The organism is Haploplasma modicum ATCC 29102, from assembly GCF_000687835.1.
GTDB lineage: Bacteria > Bacillota_I > Bacilli_A > Acholeplasmatales > Acholeplasmataceae > Haploplasma > Haploplasma modicum.
In genome coordinates this window covers 412,982-432,513 of sequence record NZ_JHYB01000002.1, presented here as the reverse complement: position 1 = coordinate 432,513, position 19,532 = coordinate 412,982, and the positions used below count along the sequence as shown (strand labels likewise).

Sequence of the window (19,532 nt, the reverse complement as noted above, 5' to 3'; positions counted from 1 at the left end):
ATAAAAAAATAAGTTAATATATATAAGCGTGTTAAACGCTTATTAATGGAGCAGTACTCAAGAGGCTGAAGAGGTGCCCCTGCTAAGGGTATAGGTCGAGAAATCGGCGCGAGGGTTCAAATCCCTCCTGCTCCGCCATTGGCCCGTTGGAGAAACGGTTAACTCACATGCCTTTCACGCATGCACTCACGGGTTCGAATCCCGTACGGGTCACCAATTTATGAGTAAATAGACTTATCAAATGATAAGTCTTTTTTTTACTTAAAATGAGGAATTAAAGTAATTATTTTATTCCTTTTACAATAATAAATTATTATATTGTAAATATAAATTGATTAGTGTTAAAATACAAGAAGTATAAGACAAATAAATATATTTGCGTACTAAAGAAAAGGGATGAATAATGTACAAACTAGATCAATCTAAAACACCATACTTCAAGAAAATTAAAGAATATGGTTTATCAAATCAAACTCAACTTGATGTACCAGGACATAAACTAGGTCATATCAATAATGAGTTTAGAGAGTTTGTTGGCGAAAATGTCTTTTTAATTGATGCTAATGCACCAAGAGGATTAGATAATCTTGCAAAACCTAATGGAGTTATTAAAGAAGCGCTAGAATTAGCTGCAGATGCTTTTAATGCAGATAATGCTTACTTCTTAGTTAATGGAACTTCACAAGGGATTATAGCGATGATTATGAGCGCAGTGCGTGCCAACGAAAAAATAATTATTCCAAGAAATGTTCATAAATCAGCAATAAATGGACTTATTTTATCAGGAGCTATGCCTGTGTTTATTAAGCCACATATGGATAGTGAATTAGGAATTGCTAATGGAATAATATTATCAGAGTTAAGAGAAACAATTTTGGAAAATCCAGATGCAAAAGCAGTCTTTGTGATTAACCCAACTTATTTTGGGGTAGTATCAAATTTGAAAGAAATTGTTAAACTTGCTCATGAATACGATATGATGGTTTTAGTTGATGAGGCACATGGAGCCCATTTTGGTTTCCATGAGGATTTACCGCTAAGTGCAATGGAAGCAGGGGCAGACATGTCTGCTGTTAGTGTACATAAGACATTAGGGTCTTTAACCCAAACATCTATTTTATTAACAAAAGGTGATTTAGTAAGCAATAATCGTGTAAGATCGACCTTAAATATCTTACAAACAACTTCACCATCTAGTATCTTTATGGCATCACTCGATACAGCAAGAAGTTATATGGCCCTAAATGGGAGAGAAAAACTAGATGATTTAATTAAACTTACAAGTTGGGCAAGAGATGAGATTAATAAGATTAGAGGATTTAAAGCTATTACTGAAGATTATATTTACAATCATAAAGGTTATGGTTATGATCCAACTAAAATAATGGTTAAAGTATCAGACTTAGGAATTACCGGATTTGATGCTTATAATATTTTATCGAAGGAATCAAATGTTCAAGTTGAACTTGCAGAAACTAATTTAGTTCTTGCAGTTTTATCAATTGCAACTACTAAAGAAGATTTAGAAAACTTTATTTTAGGTTTAAAAAATTTGAAAAAACATAAGAAAAAAACTGAAATTAGACAAAAAATTAGATTTACTTATCCTGAAGTGTTTGACCGTCCACGTGAAGCATATCATGCTTATAAAAAGTTTGTTAAAATTGAAGATAGCTTAAATGAAGTATCAGCTGAAAGTATAATGGTTTATCCTCCAGGAATTCCTTTATTAATTCCCGGAGAAATAATTAATGAAGATATTTTAGATGACTTAAATTTTTACTTAGATCAAGGTTCAACAATTTTATCAGATACAAAAAATGGTTATATTAGAGTAATAGACCAAGATAAGACATACAATAAGGAGGATTAAAATGAGTTTTAAGAAAGTCGATTTATCTTTTCAATCATGTAATTCTGAGTATGAAGAAAGTGATGTAGTAATCTTTTCTGTACCAATGGATGCAACAACATCATTTAGACCAGGAACTAGATTTGCAGGAAATCACATAAGAATAGATTCAATAGGTTTAGAATGGTATTCACCATACCGAAATATGGATTTAAAAGACTATAAAACATCAGATATTGGCGATCTTGACTTACCAATTGGTGCAGTAGAAGATGCTCTAGATATCGTTTATAACACAACAAAAAAAATATTAGAAGATAATAAAAAGCCAGTAATGATTGGTGGTGAACATTTAGTAACTTATCCAGTATTAAAAGCTTTTAGTGAAAAATATGAGGATTTACATGTTATTCATCTTGATGCTCATACTGATCTTAGAGAAGAGTTTTTTGGACGAGAACTTAGCCATGCAACTTTTATGTATCATGCTCATAAATTTTTAGGCGATGGAAAGATTTTCCAGTTTGGCATTAGAAGTGGCGATAAATTAGAATTTATTTGGGCTAAAGAACATATTCACCAAAGAAAGTTTGATTTTTATGGCCTAGATACAGTAGTTGAAAAACTAAAAGATAAGCCAGTCTATATTACAATTGACTTAGATGTCTTAGATCCAGGAGTATTTCCAGGAACAGGAACTCCTGAACCAGGTGGAATGCAATATAAGGATTTACTTAACGCATTTGATTTATTTGAAAAACTAAATAATATTGTAGGAATGGATATTGTTGAACTAGCACCTAATTTAGATCCATCAGGTGCATCAACTGCTGTTGCAGTTAAATCTCTTAGAGAAATAGTACTATTATTACATAAATAGGCCTTAAGCATTTTAATATCTTTAACTTACCATTTTTGATAAAATGAAAAAAAGGGGAGATAAAAATGAAAGTATTAATGGTTATTCTTTTAATTTTAGGTTTAATTGGAGTCGCATATGGTGGATTTTTGTTCTATGAATCCTTTCAAACTGATCAAGTAGTTGGCTTCGTTTTGATATATATTATTGGATTATCAATACTGATATTTGGTGGAGTCTTGTTAGTATTTGATTTAATTATATTGCTTATCTATTTAAATAGAAGAAAAAGCAGAGTTTAATAATGTTAAGATAGGGTTAATTATCCTATCTTTTTTTATTAAATCATTTATTAATTTGACATAATTAATCTAAAAACAATAATAATTTATTTAATATGTCAATTTAATCTAAAAGTATGATAACATTTTCATAGTAGTTAAAAATATGAAAGGAATACTTTGAGTAGATATCAATATGAAAATAAAAAAAATACTAAATGTAACAATCTATTCATTCTTTGTACTATTGATTGGATTTATGGTTTATCGTGTATCATTAATAAAAAATTATTCAAAATACTATAAAGAAAATATAGATAACATTTTAACAAATTATACTAAAGAAAAATATATGGAGCTTTATTTTACCTCTGAATTATATGATAAGTATCAAATTGAACCAATTTATAATCTAGTTTCAAAAGATAACACATATCCTTTTGAATTTTCAATATATCATGCCGAAAAAGATGAACAAGAACTTTTGATTTTTTACTTTGATGATAGAAATCCAAGTGATTTAACAAAAAAAATTGACTATGATAATATCGTTAGAAACAAAGAAGAATTTAACAATAATATTAAGAAAGTAATCATTAGAATTAATATTTTTATGGAGGGTGGAGAATTTGCGACAACAAATTATTACCATCTAGACAGAACGGAAAGAAGACCAGTAAGTTTAATTAGAATTGGTAAAGATAATAATAGTTTTGAATATCTAAAGAAAAAAACAGCAGATGATATGAAACCAAAGATTGATACATCAAATAAGATTGAAAAAGTTGAATTATTAATTGAGGACCATACAAAAAATTCTGATAGTGATGATAAAACAAAACTTACAAATATTCTAACAATAAACAGTAATGATAATGAATATAATTTCAGTGGTAAATTTTCAGATCTATATGCAAAAGTAGATTATTCTAATAACGAGAATATACATATAATTGATAAAAGTGTTTTTAAGACTTATCATAAAAATATTAACAAAACAATGATAATCTACTCGTTTATTGCTTTATTTGTAACATATATATTTTATTTTTTACCTACAACTATAAAATTTATTAGAAGAAGAGTGAAAAAAGCTAATTAAATGTTCATATATTTACAAAAAACTGAAAAAATGATATAGTGTATATGAAAAAACACGGAAAGAGGTGATTTTCGTTGAGCATAATGATTAACATGATTAAAGCAAGAGATAATTTAAGTGTATCAGAAAAAACTGTTTTAGACTACCTTGTAAAAAACCGAACTGCACTTAAAGATTTATCAGTTGAAAGTATTGCTAAAAATGCTTTTACATCTCCAGCGACAGTTGTTAGGATGTGTAAAAAATTAGGGTATGAAGGTTTTAAAGAATTTAAGATAGATTTTATTTTAGCAAACACGGAAATTGTAATTCCGTCTAATGCTGAATATAAGGATGTTATTTTAGTTAAAGATAAAAGTGAGAATATCGGTAGATCAGCAATTGAAAATGATATTAGAGCACTAGAAGATACTTTAAGACTTTACTCAGAAAAGAAAGTCCAAAAAGCAGCTGAAATGATTATGAATTCACGTAAAATCTTTTTATTTGCAAAAGGATCATCATATTTGGTGTGTAAAGATTTTGAGATGAAATTAAGAAGAATTGATAAAATGTGTACTGCACAGCAAGATTTACACGAACACTCAATTGATGCGGCATTTTTAGATGAAAGAGATATTGTTATTTTGATTTCAAATAGTGGTGATACCCCTGAAGTAATAGAGGCTGCACTACAAGCTAGAGAAAACAATGTAAAAATAATCAGTATTGTTAGTGCAGGTAAGACAACACTTGGTGATTTATCAACGGTTGTATTATACACATCAGCCTTAGAAGGAGATTTTAGAAGTGCAGCGATGACTTCAAGAACATCTCAGATGGCAGTTATAGATGCACTATACTCACATTGTGCGTATTATAATATCGAACGTTCTATTAGTAAATTAGAAAAAACTTATAAAATATTTAAAAAATTCAAGACTAAATAGAAGAAAACTATCATTGGAAAATTAATAATCCTTGATAGTTTTTTTATTTTTGTAAATAATAGAAAAAAAAAAACAATATATGAAAAAATTGACAAAAGTAAGGAAAGTGTTAAAATATAAAAGCGTTATCATTTATAATGATACAAAGGATGAATGATAACAATGAAATTAGCAATTGGTATTATGAGTGGTACATCACTAGATGGCATAGATATTGTAGTAGCAAAAATAAAAGGAACTAGTATAACCACTGAAATTGATTTAGTTGCATGTGAGACATTAGATTTCAAGCCAGAACTCTTGCTTAAAATTAAAGAAGTTATTGATATAAAGACATCAAATGTACAAAAAATTACTAGCCTAAATTTTGAATTAGGTGATTTTTTTGCAGAAAAGGTTTTAGAAGTTTTAGAAAAAAATAAAATAAATTTAAGTGAGATAGATTTTGTTGCAAGTCATGGTCAAACCATTTGGCACCAGGCAGATGCTACAAAAGACTTTGTCAAATCAACATTACAAATTGGTGAAGGCTCTGTTTTAGCAGAAAGATTAAAAACAACAGTAGTTTCAAATTTTAGAGCCGCAGACATTGCAGCTTATGGTAATGGTGCACCACTAGTTTCATACTTTGATAAACTATTTTTTAGTAAGTACAACAAAAATATATCATTACATAATTTAGGTGGGATTTCAAATTTAACATTACTTGTAAAAGGGAATTCAATCTCATTTGATACAGGACCAGCCAACATGATGATTAATTATGCAATGAAAGTACTTTTTAACAAAGATTATGATTGCTGTGGAAGTGTAGCTAAAAAGGGTAAGATCATTCAAGCAATGTATGATGAGGTGATGAGTCTCGATTACTTTAATAAACCTTATCCTAAAACAACAGGAAGAGAAATTTTTGGTGATAATTACACTCAAAAATTAATTGATAAATATGTTAAGAGCAGCAAGGAAGATATAATTACCACTCTTAGTTTAATTACTATAGACTCAATTATTAATGAATATAAAAAGTTAGAAAATGAATTTGGTTTAATTGATGAAATAGTCTTTTCAGGGGGTGGAGTCCACAATGAATTTATTATTTCTAAGATTAAAGAGGGATTAGTAAAGACAGAGATTTCAAAAATTGAAAAATATGGTTTAAGTAGCGACTTTAAAGAAGCGATTGCATTTATCGTTTTAGGCAATGAGACTCTAAACTTTTTGCCTGGCAATGATATTTCATCGACAGGTGCTAAAAAAAGAGCGATTTTAGGTCAAGTAAATTATTATTTTGAAGAATAGATTAATATGAAGGGAAAACATTATATTTAAAAGATAGAATGTTAAGGTGAGTGAAATGAAATTATTTTATTATAAAGAAAAGGAAAAGCCAATTTGTTATTATGAAACAAATGAGCAAATAGTAATTCCAGAAAAATATCAAGAAAAAGAAATGAGAGCATTTTGGGTATCTACCGTTGTTAATATTGATTTACCAATTATGGAAAATGAATTAACATATAAAAATAAATTAGATGAAATGTTTGATGTAGCTAAAGAATTTAATATTAATGCAATATTTTTTCAAGTAAGACCATTAAATGATGCTTTTTATCAATCTGAGTTAAATCCATATAGTAAATTTATAATGGGGGAAGAAGATAAAGAACCATTATTCGATGTATTAGAGTATGTAGTGAAAAAGGGTAAAGAATTAAAGATTGAGATTCATGCATGGTGTAATCCGTACCGAGTATCATTAAATAATGAACTTGATAAAAAATCATTTATTGAATCTCTAAGTGATAAGAACTTTGCTAAAAAAAGACCAGATTTAGTAATTAGAGATAGCAAAAACCAGTTTATTTTAAATCCGGTAAAAGAAGAAGTTAAAAAGTTTATTATTGATTCGATGTTGGAAATTGTAGAAAAATATGATGTTTCTGGTATTCACTGGGATGATTATTTCTATCCATATGCCCCACTTAGTGAAGATGACAATGATTTAGGTGACTTTGAATTAAGAGAGAATAAAAGTCAATCATTAGAAGAATATAGAAGATTCCATATCACTGATGTTATTAAAAGATTAAATGTTGAAATTAAAAACAAAAATAATAAAATAAAATTTGGTCTATCGCCTTTTGGAATATGGAGAAGTGTTAAAAATGATCTAAGAGGATCAAACTCAGCAGCTTCTACAAGTCAAAGTTATGATAATCAATATGCTGATTCATATGATTGGGTTAAAAATGAGTATATTGATTATATAGTCCCACAATTATACTGGGAATTTGGACATCCAGTTGCACCATTTGCAGACCTTGCAAAGTGGTGGAATAATTTAGTAGAAGGAACAAATGTTAAGCTATATATTGGACTTGGAATTTATCGCCAGGGTCGTGAAGGAGAATATGAAAATCCACTCGAAGTAGTAAATCAAATAAAATATGTAAATAATTTACCAAATGTTAGTGGAGAAGTATTTTTCACTTATCATAATTTTAAAAATAAAGAAGAAGTTTCTTATCCAGGAGTTTTAGAAGTTAAGAAACTATTAGGAGGTAAAAATGAATAAATATATTAAAATTTTTGTAGGTATTATATTAGTTTCTGCTCTTACAATACTAACGGTCCAAAATCTTAAAGCAAGCTCGAATCTTGAACCTTTGAAAAATGGATCAACAACTGTTACTTATAAAGATGGAAATAACACACCTGTAATGGTACCAAAGGTGTATGAACAAAAAAATAAAGAGTTCCGTGGTGCTTGGATTGCAACAGTTTGGAATATAGATATGCCACTTCATACGAGCGAAGCACAATATAAACAAGCATATCGTGAAAAACTTGATTTAGCTCAATCATATAACTTAAATGCTATTATGTTTCAAGTCAGAGGTATGAATGATACGTTTTATGAATCAGAATATGCGGCTTACTCAAAATATTTAACAGGTAGTGAAGGTGGCGATCCAGGTTGGGATGTTGTTAAGTTTTTAATTGAAGAAACTCATGCGCGAGGAATGGAATTTCATGCATGGTTAAATCCTTATCGTGTAAGTAGTGATGCAGGATTTACAATGGATCAATTAAATAATCTACATCCGGATAATTTTGCAAGACAAAGACAAGATTTAGTTATAAAAAGTGGCTCAGCACATATTTTAAATCCAGGTGAACCTGAAGTAAGAACTTATATTAGAAATGTAATTTCCGAATTAATGGAAAAATATCCAACAATTGATGGAATTCAGTTTGATGATTATTTTTATTTTGAAGGTACTGCTGATGATAATCACACATATAAAAAATATGGTTCAGGTTTTAGTACAATTGGTGATTTTAGAAGAGATAGTATTAGTAAATTAATTGAAGGACTTCATTATGATATTAAAGATTTTAATGAAACAAATAATAAAAGAGTAAAATTTGGAATTTCTCCATCAGGAATCTATAAAAATAAATCAAGCTATCCAGATGGATCTAACACAAGTGGTCAACAACATTATTTATCACATTTTATTGATACAAAAAAATGGGTGGAAGAAGGTTGGCTTGACTATATTGCGCCACAAGTTTACTGGCAATTTTCCCACGCAACAGCATCATATGCCGATGTTGTAAAATGGTGGGTAGATTTAGTTAAAGGAACAGGAGTAGATCTATTTATTGGTCATTCTGTTTCAGATGCTAATTGGCCTGTAAGAGAACGTGCAAATCAAATACTTTACAATTCACAATTTGAAGAAATTAAGGGTTCAATTTTTTATTCTTTAAAAAATATTTCAGGAGATAGCAGATTGAACTATATTAGAGATAATTATTGGACAAGTAAAGTTCCAACAAATTATTCTAATCTAACATTAGAGGCACCAAGTCATTCAATTGAAGGTAATAAGGTTGGATCATATTATACTGAAGATGTTATTATTACACTTTCAAGTACAAGTCCTATCAAGTATAAAATAGGAAGTGATTCATGGAAAGATTATACTGGACCGGTTACTTTAAGTCATCATGGCACAGAAGATTTTTACTATAAATCAGAAACAAGTGACCTTCATTCAAGTGAGGTTAAACAGTTATCAATTAGTATAAGTCGTGTTAATAATGATAAACCAACTTTCACTCTTGAAGGTAAGGAACTAGATGGGAAATATTTAGGTGAAGTTAAACTAACAATTAATGCAAATAAGACGGAAAATATTGAGTATTATATTATGAGTGGACTTGGTAGTGTTGCAGAATTTATTAAATATGAAGGACCAATTACATTAACTAAAAAATCAAGACACATAGTATATGCTAGAACTCTAGATGGAGTAACACCATCTAAAGTTGCAGAAATAGATTTTACAATTATAGATGAAGTCTTTGAAAAGCCAAATATTGTAGTAGTTAGTTCAAGTAATGTAAATGATCCATATTTTACAGATGCAAGAATAGAATTAATTTCAAAAGCTCCAAAAATGGAATACCGTATTAATTCAGGAGCTTGGATTACATATAAATCAGGATTTAAACTAGAAGAAGACGGTAAGTATTTAATTGAAGCTAGAAATATAGATGCTAAGAAGGAAATAGCTTCAAAAACAATTTATGTCGATAATTCAACACCACAAGAACCAAGTATTTCAATTACAGGAACTAAAGAAGGTGATAACTATAAAAATAAAGTTGTAGTTACATTCGCAGAAATGATAGATGGAGTTGAAATATATTATAGATTATATTATTTAAATAATTATGTTGGGACATATAAAAAATATACAAATGAAATAGTTTTTGATCAAAATGGTCTAAATGGTATAACATATTATGCTAAAGCTCCAAATGGTAAAGTCTCAGAAGAAATTATGAAGACATTTACAATTAAAGTTGATATAAATTTAAATGTTGACCGTGTAATAAGAGACGGTAAAGAGATCAAGAAAGCAGATGGAAGCATTATTAGCTTACCAACTACCTATACAGAAAAAGATAAGCAAGTTAGAGCAATTTGGTTTTCAACAGTAAGTAATATCGATTTACCTAAAATGGATACAGTTGAAAAATACAAAGAATTAATTAGTTTAAAATTTGATAAAATCAAGAAAAATAAGTTTAATGTCATATTCTTCCAAGTAAGACCAATGAATGATGCATTTTATTATTCAGAATTTGCACCATATTCAAGATATGTAACAGGAACTGAAGGATTAGATCCTGGCTTCGACGTTTTAGCATATGCTATTGAAGAAGCACATAAAAGAGGAATTGAATTACATGCATGGTTAAATCCGTATAGAGTTGCGACAGGAACAGGTTCAATTGCAGATCAAATAAGCACATTACATGATGATAATTTTGCAAAACAAAATCCAGAACTATTACTTGCAGATACTAACGGCGCTCTAATATTAAATCCTGGTGAACCAAGAGTCCAAGAATATTTAGGAAATGTTATTACAGAACTTGTTGAAAACTATAATATTGATGGAATTCACTTTGATGATTACTTCTATAGTTATGCAGGGACTCCAGCCGCTAATGATAAGAAAACTTATGATGCTAATAAATTAGCTGGTGAATCTCTAGATAACTGGAGAAGAAGAAATGTTAATATAGTTGTTGAAAATGTTTCTAAAATTGTTAGAAAAGCAAATATCGATCTAAATAAGAAAATCAAGTATGGTATTTCACCATTTGGTATATGGAGAAACAAGGGAACAGACGGAACAGGTTCAGCAACCAACGGTATGCAAAGTTATGATACTCAATTTGCTGATTCTAAAAAGTGGGTAGAAGAAGGTTGGCTTGATTATGTTACACCACAACTTTACTGGCAATTTGATAACTTTAGAGCAAACGGTTCACCAATTGCTCCATTTGCTGACTTAGTTGACTGGTGGTATGATTTAACTGAGAAAAATGGTGTAGGTCTAGTTATTGGTCAAGGATTTTATAGACTAAATGATAAGTCATGGAGCTATGAAAATGAAATGATTGAACAATTAAGATATTTAAGCAAATATGAAAATTTATTAGGTATGTCATTCTTTACATATAATACATTAGATAAAACAGATACAGGGACAAAAAAATCTCTTGAATTCCTAAATTCATATTACTGGACAAAATCTGTAGATTTCCCTTGGGAATCAGATGTTGATTATACTCTTGATGTTGAAAATCCAGGAACTGATCCAGAAAATCCAGGACCAGATCCAGTCGATCCTGTTGAACCAACAAATGACTTAAAATTACCGATAGTAATTACTGCTGTTTCATTAGTATTAGTAAGTGGAGTTGTATTAGTTATTATTATTAAGAAAAAAAGAAAATGATTGAAAAAATTAAGGAAATTTTAAACGAAGGTGTTTTAAATAATGATTTTCCTGGAGCAACTTTTTGCTTAGTAGAAGATGGAAATATTAATTGTTCAAATGTTGGTTCAATTAGTCTTTTGCCTGAGAAAAAACCAAATACAAATAACACAATTTATGATATTGCATCCCTCAGTAAAGTAGTTTCAACAACAACTTTAGTTTTACAAGCTATAAGCGAGGGTAAAATTGATTTCAACTCAAAAGTTTGTGATATTTTAGCAGAGTATAAACACAAAAATACAACAATCCAAGATCTCTTGTTCCATACATCAGGTCTTGGACCTGTTGTTAAAAATGCAAGCAAGATAGATACGAAAGAAAAGTTAATTAAACAGATATTTGCAGAAGAGTTAACTTATGAACCCAAAAGTAGTATTACTTATTCTGATACAGGTTTTATGATTTTAGGTTTTATAATTGAAAAAATATATGGTAGAAAAATTGATGAAATTGCATCTGAAAAGATCTTTAATAAAATTAAAATGATTAATACTTCATATAGACCAGATTCAAGTAATATTGCTCCAACAGAAATTGATAGTAGCAACAATCAATTTTTAATTGGCACAGTTCATGATGAAAGGGCAAGATTATTAGACGGTTTATCTGGGCATGCTGGAGTTTTTTCTACATCTTATGATTTAGCATTATTTATTAAAAGTATTTTAGAAGATGAAAAATTGCTTACAAATAGTATGAAAAACTTAATCTTTAACACAAAATATATTAACAAGGATTTAAAAGGTAATACGCTAGCAAGGTCATATGGGTATAATCTGTATCCAGAAAAAGTTCTAACTAACAATGAACTTATTATGCATACAGGATTTACTGGATGTAACTTATGGATTGATCGGAAAGAAAAAAGAGGTTTTGTTCTCTTGTCGAATGGTGTACATCCAACAAGAGATAAAAATAATATTTTTGAATCACGAAAAAGAATATTAAATCTATTTTATAATAGTTAAAAGAATAGTTAAATCAAATTATAGTAAAAAAAATGAAAGGATGTATACTCATATAAACATACTATAATTGCAAATAGAGTATACAGGTAGTGTATGAAAAAATTTTTATTAATCTTAGGAATTATATTAAGTGCGGGTTTACTAGTTTCATGTAAACCAAAAGAAAAAAATCCGGATAATCCAGATCCAAATATTCCGGCAGAAAAAGAACTAACGAAGTCTATTAAAGTTTCAAATTTAGATTTAATTGCACTTGGTGATTCTAAACAAATTATAGTTACTAAAGATGAAAATACAGAAGATGAGATATTTCATTTTGAAGTTGAAAATGAGGAAGTATTAAGCGTCACACAAGATGGTATTATTAAAGCTCTATCACTTGGTGAAACAAAGCTAACCGTCAAAATTAAAGATCGTCCTGCTATAACTGATAGTATTACTATAAAAGTAGTAAATCAGGCAATGCTTAAGGCTGATGCAAAAACTGGGGATAAGATATTATTAGATGATATTGAATATGTTTTTGGTGTTACATTATTTTCTACTCTAGAAGAAATTGAAGAAGTATTTAATAGTGAGGCAATTATTCATGTTTTATCAGGTTCATATTCTGTTAATAGTTCCTTTAACGGCGATTTTTCAATCTTTTCAAATGAGGATGTTACGTTTGAGGGAACACTTGAATTTAAAGGTGGAAGTGTTTCGTTAGAAGGTATTAAATTTATTAACGACTCAAAATTGATTTTTAATGATGTAGATTCAATCAATTTTAGTAATAATATAGCGGATAATATTAATCAGGATTTTATATTAGTAAATAATGCTCTAGATTTAAATATAGTTGAAAATAAGTTTACAAATATTAATTCAACAGTAATTACAATTAAAGAGTTTAAGAACGAAACTGTTACAAATATAAATAAAAATCAATTTAATGATGTAGGTGAAGCAATAAATATTTCAAACATAGTTAAATTATCTGCAAAATCAAGTATTTTACTTTATAGAAATAAAATTGACAAAGTAAATAACGCTTTAGTAATTGATTTAGGACCTTTAAATAATAAAGGATCACATACAGCGTATGCGAGATTCAATGAAGTAACTAACTACGAAAAAGCGGTTATTTTAAATACGGGAAGTAAGTTTGAATTAACATTTAATTATTGGGGTGTTAAAAATTTAGATTTAAATAAATTTGAAAATGTTAATGAAACATTACTTTTAAAAAATTATGAAAATGCAAAAGATATTTTAAGTGAAAAAAATTATAATCCTAAAGTTCCAATTTTTGTTGAGATATTAAATCCTATTGAACTAATAGAATTAGGACAAAACCACAGATATGAAGTAAGAACATTACCATATAGTGCCTCAGATTCTGTCAGATGGATAACATCTAAACCTAATTACATTTCAATAACAACAACAAGTTATTTAACACCACTTAAATCAGGAACTATTGTCTTAACAGCTCAAGCATCTGGTGATAGAACAAAAAATGATAAAACAACACTAGAAATTATGACAAATCCAGGAATTCAACTTGAAACTTCAAATATTAAACATGATTTAGAAATTAATGATGAATTTACTGTTAAGGCTACACCGTTTCCATATACATACGAAAACAAAGCAGTTAGATTTGAAAGTTCAAATGAATTAATCGCAACAGTTGATCAAAATGGTTTAGTTAAAGTTATAGGCGAGGGTGAGTTTACTATTAAAGCTTCATTAGTTGAAGAAGATGCGTACTTTGAAGAAATTAAATTTGAGTCGTACGGCTCGCTAGATGAAGCAAATATTTTAGACTTTATAACAAAACGTCAATTAAGCTTTTCAAAACTTAATGAGTTTATCGTTTATGGGGCAGGATTTAATTATGATGCTAAACATCATGATAGTGTATCAAGATTATTAATAGAAGATATCGAAATTAATACTTCAAAACTTTTACCAGTTAGTCCAGGTATTAGACCAGGATCTAAGAAGAACTCAAATATTAAAGAAGAATATAAATTCAATGATGAAAATATTGTTTGGATAGTTGTTCATGAAACAGCAAATACAGCAGCTGGTGCAGGAGCATTATCACATGCTAATTACTTATCAAGCAATGCAGACAAAGGTGTTGTTTTAAATACTTCATGGCATATGACAGTAGATAGTGAACTTGTTTATCAACATTTACCATATGATGAAGTAGGTTATCATGCTGGTGATGGGCAAATTCTACCAGGTGAGTCATCAACATACTTTGGTGGTGGAAATAGAAATGGAATAGGCATTGAAATGTCTGTTAACGAAGATGGAAACATTATGAAAACATGGCAAAAAACAGCAAAAATTTCAGCTGAATTAATGACAAAATATAATATGCCATTTAGTCAATTAGCATATCATAATGATTTTAGTGGTAAAGAGTGTCCGCAATCAATGCGTCGTGGTGGATTTATTCCATTATTTGAAGAGTTTGCGAAAAATGAATTTGATTTACTTCAAAACTTTAATAATGTTTTAGATATTAAATTAATTTCAAATGACCCTGAATATTTAGATAATGCAGGTATTATTATTAAAAATCCAACTCACTCAATGACAGTTTCATATACAATTGAAGTAACAACTACTTCAGGTACATTATCAAGAGATTTCACTACATTTTTACCAGGTTCATGGAAATAATTGAAAGTTTTTTCGTATTATTGAAAAAATATCGAAAAGTAGTGAATATATATTGTAAAAATAGAATTAACATTCAAATGTAAGCGTTACAATGATATAATAAATATTGAAGAAATAGGAGGAAATTAAATATATGAAAAAAATATTCGCAAGTATTTTTATTTTATTATTGGCGTTAGTTTTAGTTTCTTGTAAAAAGCCAGAGAAAAAACCAGACGACGGCGGTAATGGTGATGGAAACAAACCAACAACAATAAAGATTATGCATGGTGCTTTAAACGAAGTTGATCCTTTTGATCCATCTTTTAGTGGACAAAATCAAGAAGAAAGACAAGCCTTACAAAAAGATGTTGAAAAACGTCTTAACGTTAAAGTACAATATGTCGCTTACCCAACAGATGCGGGTTGGGGTCCAGCAAGAGTTGATAAAATTATTGAACAACATAAAAACAAGGCACCAATGGCTGATATTTACTGGACAACAACAAGTTGGACAAGTCAATTAGCAAATGAGTTTGCAATTGCACCAGTTGACCAATGGGTAAGTACACATGGTAAGAACTTGGATGAAGCAGTTAGACAAATTGGTACATATAAAGGCCAATTCTACTCATTCACAAGTGCAAAACCAACAGGTCAGCTAGGTTTATATTTTAATGAAAACTTACTAAAGGAAAAAGGGCTAGAAAACCCAGCAGAAATCTTTAAAAGAGGAGAATGGACTTGGTCAAAATTTGACGAGTGGTCAAAAAAAGCTCAAGCTGTTTTAAGTAAAGATGGTGAAAATAGCGAATATGTTCTTGGTGGTGCATATCCAATGTGGGCACAATCATTAGTACCGTTAAATGGTGGTAATTTAGTTAACTTAGAAACAGGTCGTGTTGGATTTGATTCAGCAGCAGCTATTGAAGCATATAATGAAATTATTAAATGGGTTGGAAAAGGATATTTTGAACCAACTGGAACATACGATGCAGGTAGCCCAGAGTGGCAAGCAGGTAGAGTATTAATGCATCCAGGTGCATTTTGGTTCTTAAATGCACCAAACAGATGGGGAACATTAAACTTCAACTTAGGTTATGTACCTTATCCAGTTTCAGATAGTTATAAAGGAAAATATGTAACACCAATTTCAGGTGAAGCAGTTTACAACATAGCAAACCAAGAAGATAAAGCAAAACAAGAATTAGCATTCCAAGTATGGAACGAACTACAATTATGGAGATCAAACGCAGAGGGGACAAGAGAATTTAAAGCTGTGTTAAAATCAAGATTACGTGAAGACATTTATGTAGATGCATTCTTAGAAATTTATGAAGGTATTTATTTAGAAATATTAGATGATCTTGGAATACCATCATATGGTGCAAATAGTTGGAGACCAACAATTGCATCAACAATTAGAGGGGAAAATGGTGTATCTGGAGATCCAAGATCTGCACTTGCAGCAATTAAACCAATATACCAAGATGCTTTAGACAAATATTTGGGAAAATAACTAAATAATAAAAACAATTGATAATTCCTTCTCGATTATTTCGTCGAGGGGGAATTATTAAAAAGAGAGGACCAAAATATGAAAAAATTTCTAATTGTATTGAATCTTGTCATCGTGATTTTTTTGTTTATTCAATAACAAAAACGATCTCTGACAATTCATCTAAGAATTTTTTGAAATACAATACTTCAAGTACCAGTGATGTTGATTACTCTGAACTTGAAAATAGTAGTGTGGCTGATTATTATGCTTATCTACAAAAATACGACATGGTTAATCCTAAAGATCAAAGTATTTTAGTTCGTGGCGATAATTTTACAAATTCATCTGATGATGTTGTAATACTTTCGAACTTTGAAGGAAAATCAAATGTTGTAAGAACTGAAGAAACTAGTAATATAGAATGGACGGTAGATGTTCCAGTTGCTGGTTTTTATAATATTAAATTAAACTACTTTCCTGTAGAGGGAAAAGGTACAAATATTGAAAGAACAATTTACATAAATGATGAAATACCATTCTCTAGTGCTAATAATATGGCTATCCATAGATTCTGGGGAAGTGAATCAACGATAAAACAAGATATTTATGGAAATGATATTAGACCAAGTCAAATTGAAAAACCAATTTGGTCAAGTACTTTTTTAAAGGACTCAATTGGATATATTCCAGGAAATTTTGCTTTTTATTTTAAGAGTGGACAAAACAAGATTGAATTAACTTCTGATGCCGAACCAATTGTAATTGAATCTTTAGAACTTTTATCAATCAATGAAGCTAAAGACTATAGTGAAGTGAAAAAAGAATATGAAGCAAACTCATATAAAAAAGCAGAAGGTAATATTGAAATTGTTGAAGGTGAAAACTTAAAATATACAACATCTCCTACAATTTATCCGCTAAATGATAGAGGAGCTTCTACTTCACCAAACAAATCCAATAAAATAAGATTAAATACAATTGGTGGTCAAAACTGGAGAATTTCTGGTGATAAAATAGTATGGAATTTTAAAGTAGAAGAAACAGGGCTTTATAATATAAGTTTACGAGTTAGACAAAATCTAGCATCTGGTATGACTTCTTCGAGAAATATTTATATAAATGGAGAAATTCCTTTTAAAGAATTAGAAAATTATTCATTTAAACATAACAATTCATTTAGAATTCAAAGTTTAGGTACAGATAAAGAAGCATTCGAGTTTTATTTTGAAGCAGGTAAAGTTTATGAAATAGCACTTGAATCATCGCTTGGAAGTTATGGATTTAAAATTGCTCAAATTGAAAGTTCAATTAATGAGTTAAGTAAAATATATCGTGAAATATTAAAAAGAACAACTTCACAACCAGATCCAAATAAAGATTATCAATTAGAAAAATATATTCCGACAATGTTACCAACATTTGAGAAAGAATATGAAAATTTAACTAATATTAGAGAAGATTTAATTAATATTTCAGGATCAAAGAGTGAAAAAACAGGTATTTTAGATACAATTTTAGTTCAACTTGCAGACTTCTTAAAAAGACCAAGTAGAATCCATCGTAAATTATCTGATTTTAATAACAACATTTCATCACTTGGAACTTTAGTTATTTTATTATCAGATCAACCACTTGAAATAGACTATTTTGTTGTTCATAGTGGTAAAGTTAAAATGCCTAAAAATAATGTTGGTGTTTTTAAAAATCTTGGATTCCAAATATCATCATTTTTCTCAACCTTCTTTACTGACTATTCATCAATTGGTAAAACAAATAATGACAGTAGTGAAACAATTGAAGTTTGGTTAACAGTGGGTAAGGATCAAGCAAATATTTTAAGAAAATTAATTGATGAGAAATTTACACCAGAATATGGAATACAAGTAGATTTAAAATTAGTTAGTGGAGCATCACTCTTACCAGCAACACTTGCAGGTAAAGGACCAGATATCGCAATGGGGGTTGATTCAAATACACCAGTTAACTATGCGATGCGTAAAGCTAGTTATGATTTGACAAAATTTGATGATTTTAATACAATTACAGATCGTTTTATGTCAAGTGCTTTTGTACCATTTGAATTTAATGAAGGTATTTATGCACTTCCAGAACAACAAACATTCTTAATGATGTTTTACCGTACTGATATCTTTGAAGAATTAGATTTACCAATTCCAAATACATGGGATGATGTTATTAGTATTATTCCTGATTTACAAACATATAACTTAGAGTATTACTTACCAGTTCCAAGAACACAAGGTGCAGTAGTTAACTTACCTGTTAATCCAATTTTTGGAACATTATTCTACCAAAATGATGGCGAATTTTACATTAACAACAATAGTGAAAGTGGATTTAATGAAGGAGTTGGTCCAGAAATATTTGAAAGATGGACAGAATTCTATACAGATTATTCATTCCCAGTAGAAGCAAACTTCACTAATAGATTTAGAAGTGGACAAATGCCAATGGGAATTACATATTACAACATCTATAATACATTATCAGTGTTTGCTCCAGAAATTAGAGGTAAATGGGGCTTCTTACCAGTACCAGGAACTGAGTATACTGATGAATTTGGTAATAAACAAATAAGAAGAGAAACAGTATCATCAAACACAGGTGTTATGATGCTTAATGATTCAGATAAAAAAGCTGCTGCATGGGAATATATGAAGTGGTGGACAAGTGAAGAAACACAAGTAAGATTTGGCCGTGAAATGGAAGGAATCTTAGGTGCAGCTGCACGTTATCCAACTGCTAATGTCAAAGCATTTGAAAGTTTACCATGGAGACAAGATGAATTAGCTAAGTTAAAAGAACAATGGGAATGGGTGAGAGGTATTCCAGAAGTACCAGGATCATACATGACAGGACGTCACTTAGATAACGCATTTAGAAAAGTAATCAACGAAAAGGCTAATGCAAGAGAAGTAATTTATGATTATGTTCAAATTATAAATGAAGAAATTAGACTAAAACGTGAAGAATTTAATTTAGGATAG

General features: G+C 29.4%; 12 protein-coding genes and 2 tRNA genes. All 14 read left to right on the top strand.

From position 1 onward, the window contains the following. The first annotated feature begins 47 nt into the window (after positions 1-47). The 14 genes from T352_RS0102150 to T352_RS06170 all read left to right on the top strand — a co-directional run bounded on the left by T352_RS0102150 (position 48) and on the right by T352_RS06170 (position 19,532). Positions 48-138, top strand: a tRNA-Ser gene (locus T352_RS0102150). A 2-nt stretch (positions 139-140) separates the two neighbouring features. Then, a tRNA-Glu gene (locus T352_RS0102145) sits at positions 141-216 on the top strand. A 187-nt stretch (positions 217-403) separates the two neighbouring features. Continuing rightward, complete coding sequence (locus T352_RS0102140; RefSeq protein ID WP_035344784.1) at positions 404-1,873, top strand: aminotransferase class I/II-fold pyridoxal phosphate-dependent enzyme; 1,470 nt, start codon at positions 404-406, stop codon at positions 1,871-1,873. Between the two features lies 1 nt (position 1,874). Then, a complete protein-coding gene (gene speB, locus T352_RS0102135) occupies positions 1,875-2,732 on the top strand; it encodes an agmatinase (protein ID WP_026391567.1) in 858 nt (285 codons plus the stop codon). A gap of 65 nt (positions 2,733-2,797) precedes the next feature. Next, entirely contained in the window at positions 2,798-3,013 is a 216-nt protein-coding gene (locus T352_RS0102130) for a hypothetical protein (protein WP_026391566.1), read from the top strand. Positions 3,014-3,188: 175 nt separating this feature from the next. After that, complete coding sequence (locus tag T352_RS0102125; protein ID WP_026391565.1) at positions 3,189-4,094, top strand: hypothetical protein; 906 nt, start codon at positions 3,189-3,191, stop codon at positions 4,092-4,094. Positions 4,095-4,177: 83 nt separating this feature from the next. Further along, on the top strand, positions 4,178-5,023 hold the full coding sequence (locus T352_RS0102120) for a MurR/RpiR family transcriptional regulator (RefSeq protein ID WP_026391564.1): 846 nt from the start codon (positions 4,178-4,180) through the stop codon (positions 5,021-5,023). A 162-nt stretch (positions 5,024-5,185) separates the two neighbouring features. Continuing rightward, on the top strand, positions 5,186-6,322 hold the full coding sequence (gene anmK, locus T352_RS0102115; RefSeq protein WP_156951174.1) for an anhydro-N-acetylmuramic acid kinase AnmK: 1,137 nt from the start codon (positions 5,186-5,188) through the stop codon (positions 6,320-6,322). A 55-nt stretch (positions 6,323-6,377) separates the two neighbouring features. Next, positions 6,378-7,598 (top strand): glycoside hydrolase family 10 protein, encoded by a 1,221-nt coding sequence (locus tag T352_RS06190; RefSeq protein WP_051615750.1) that lies wholly within the window; start codon positions 6,378-6,380, stop codon positions 7,596-7,598. Then, positions 7,591-11,349, top strand: a complete 3,759-nt coding sequence (locus tag T352_RS06830) for a glycoside hydrolase family 10 protein (protein ID WP_162151105.1) — start codon at positions 7,591-7,593, stop codon at positions 11,347-11,349. The genes T352_RS06190 and T352_RS06830 overlap by 8 nt, the downstream gene beginning before the upstream one ends. Next, positions 11,346-12,359, top strand: coding sequence for a serine hydrolase domain-containing protein (locus T352_RS0102100; protein WP_026391562.1), 1,014 nt, complete (start codon positions 11,346-11,348; stop codon positions 12,357-12,359). Before T352_RS06830 ends, T352_RS0102100 begins: the two co-directional genes overlap by 4 nt. 93 nt (positions 12,360-12,452) lie before the next feature. Next, positions 12,453-15,044, top strand: a complete 2,592-nt coding sequence (locus T352_RS06825) for an N-acetylmuramoyl-L-alanine amidase (protein WP_026391561.1) — start codon at positions 12,453-12,455, stop codon at positions 15,042-15,044. Between the two features lie 133 nt (positions 15,045-15,177). Beyond that, positions 15,178-16,542, top strand: coding sequence for an ABC transporter substrate-binding protein (locus T352_RS0102090; RefSeq protein ID WP_026391560.1), 1,365 nt, complete (start codon positions 15,178-15,180; stop codon positions 16,540-16,542). Positions 16,543-16,715: 173 nt separating this feature from the next. After that, positions 16,716-19,532, top strand: coding sequence for an extracellular solute-binding protein (locus T352_RS06170; RefSeq protein ID WP_035344781.1), 2,817 nt, complete (start codon positions 16,716-16,718; stop codon positions 19,530-19,532).